1 protein-coding gene is annotated in these 2,902 nt (G+C 63.3%); it reads right to left on the bottom strand.

Features of this window, described 5'->3' with window-relative positions; genetic code table 11:
• Positions 1–7: 7 nt before the first annotated feature.
• Positions 8–2,902: xanthine dehydrogenase family protein molybdopterin-binding subunit (locus DD235_RS16640; RefSeq protein WP_204524274.1), on the bottom strand; the 2,895-nt coding region annotated here is incomplete at its 5' end.

Here is a 2,902-nt window from a genome sequence, read left to right on the forward strand (position 1 = left end):
CCCCCAACTACTCCAACGCCTTCCGAATCTTCTCCGTAGAAACCGGAAACTCATAGAAGCGTTTGCCGATGGCATGAGCTATCGCATTGCTGGTGGCCGCCACGATGGGAATCATGCCCAGTTCGGCCATGCCCTTGGGCGGTGAGGTCTCGGACAGGGGCGGCAGGAACTCCGCTGTCTGCGTCCAGACCGCTACATCCGCAGCACGCGGCAGCACATAGCGGTTGAAGTTCCACGTGCCATCGCCAGGCCCGTCGCCATACAGGGGCAGCTCTTCCATCAGCGCATGACCGATCCCCATGGCGGCACCGCCCTGCAATTGTCCGGACACCAGTTGGGGCACGATCATGGTGCCAGAGTCCATCAGCGCATGATGTCGCATCACATCGACCTCGCCCGTGAACGTATTGACGTTCAGCTCCATGATGTAGGCCGCCGAGGTATAGGTCGTCGGCCCGGCGCTGCTGCGCTTGACGGGCGGATACAAGGCACGGGTGCGTTTGATGAAGTCATAGCCAGCCACGCTCATGCGCTGCTTCAGCGCTGTCGGCGCGCCTTCTCCATAGCGCAACGCCAGGGCATCGACCGCCAGGGTACGCACACCCACGCCGGGAATATCGAACTCGGCACGCGCCCATTCCCATCGGCTGAAGGTGTGCAGGGCCACACCGGTCACCAGCCCCATGTCGTGTGCCTTGCGGGCCAGTTGCTCGAACGGGATGGGTGCCATGCCGCCACCGCCCAGTCCTTCGGGGCTCACGCGCAGATCCGAAAACTGCACATCGAACGTCGATATCGGACCACCGCCGGCCCCTTCGCTCCAGATCGCACGCGCCGCCGGCCAGAGCGCGTACTCCAGCAGGAAACGCGCGGCCTGTCGCGTGGCAAAGCCGGTGTAATACACGCTGCTCGACGAACTCATGTCGGGCACGATGGCCGGCACCCAATAGGGATCGTGCTGGGCATACTTGTCCTGCAGCGCCTGGTCGGCCCATGCGGTATGCAGCGGCAGTTCCGGGAAATCGGTCACCCCGAAGGAGACATTGTCCGGGGCCTTGCCCAGGGCCTGCCACACCATGACCTGCTGTGCCGTGGTCGCACCCGTACCGATTTCCTGAACGCAGTGCCGCATGCTCAAGGTGCCGGCAGCATCGAACTCCAGCACCAGGATGCCCGGATCGCCACTGGAACCATACACGGTCTGCACCTGCGCAAAGCCAACGCCGTAGCGCTTGCCGGGGTTGGCCGCGTCGAAATCGGCCTTGGCCTGGTCGCGGTTGATCCAGAGGGGATGCGCCGCGGCCCTGTCCAGGATCTCGACAATCCGCGGGTCTCCCGCCTGGACACCGCCCTGCGTGTTCTGGTCGCCGGTGCGCAAGGCATTGCGTCGGCGCAGCTCGATGGGGTCCAGCCCCAGCGTGTCGGCGATTTCATCGACCATGACTTCCGTCACGGTCATGGACTGCAATGCGCCAAAGCCGCGCATGGACCCCGCCTCGACGGCCGACGTGGCCATCGCCATCGTGGCCAGGTCGGACTTCGGAAAGTAGTACACCGATTGCGCGCCCCGCGCACAGACATGAGACACGGCAACCGACAGGTTCTCCCGACCACCGCCATTACAGGTGTAGACCCCCTTGAGCGTCTCGAACTTGCCAGTCTGGCGATCAACCGAGATCGTCACATCCATGTCGATCGAATGGCGCTTCATGCCCAGCTGGAACTGCTCATAGCGGTCGTTGGCCATGCGCACGGGCATGCCGCCGCTGTACAGACAGGCGGCAATCGCGTAGTACGGAAAGACCGAGTAGTCCTTGGAGCCATAGCCCACCGTCGAGCCCGTCAGCAACACGATCCGCTTGACCGGCACCTGGCGATTGTCTTTCAGCATCTCGGCTGCGGCACTGGCGACCCCGGCCGGCGATTGGGTCGCGGTCAGGATGTGCAGGGTAGCCGTGTCGGCGTCGTACCAGGCCGTACAGTTGTCGGGCTCCATCGCACAGGGGTCGATGGACTGTGAAAAGCCATGCCGCTCCAGCACCAGCTTGTCCGGATTGGCGCGTGCCTGGGCAATCTCATCCGCAATGACGGCAGCCGCATCCATGGCACGCTCCTTGACCGTCGGATCGGCCTCGGCCGCATGCAAGGCATCTTCAAAGCCACTGCCCCGTTTTCTCTTGATGACATCCGGCACGAACAGGGCCGGATCGGGGTCGAATGGCGGCCAGACGACCTCGTTGCCATGAAAGCCGCCCTTGATGGCCCCATCCTGGAACGGCGCGAAAACCGGGGGAGACTGCGGCGTCTCACCGCCAATGCGCACGAACCGCGCAGCCCCGTAATTGGCAGGCGGCCTGGGCCCGGTGAAATCACCATACTTGACGGTACCGGTCTCAAAACGCAGCATGCGCTTGGCGGCCTCAAAGCGGTCGAAATCCCGATAGAACAGCATGGCCACAGGATGTCCCAGCAACGGCGCAGTCTCGCCGACCGGCAACAACAGATGCTCGCCGTAAAAGCCCTTGCCCATGCTGGACGGTGCCTGGATGCCGCTGCCGGCCAGATCGCCCTGCAACAGCACCCGATCGGGCTGCAAATCGGCAGGCAACATGGACAGGTCGATCCCGGTGAAGACATGCTCGGCATCCGTTGCCTTCAACATGAAGGCATACCCCGAACTGGCGGGCCAGCCCTCCAGATCAAGCGCACGAAAATCGAACGCAAAGTTCTTCTGACCCGTTACCTTGCGAATGGCATCCCAGCGATATTTGGCCTTGCCATCCGGCCCGATCCAGTTGGTCGGACTGGCCCCAGGATAAACCTCGACCGCCTGCGCCGCAGGCAAGCGTCCCAGCCACAGCGAAATACCCCCCACCGTGCCCAGCTTGATGAAATCCCGACG

Origin of the sequence: Corticimicrobacter populi (assembly GCF_003123725.1) — a bacterium.
Classification (GTDB): domain Bacteria; phylum Pseudomonadota; class Gammaproteobacteria; order Burkholderiales; family Burkholderiaceae_B; genus Corticimicrobacter; species Corticimicrobacter populi.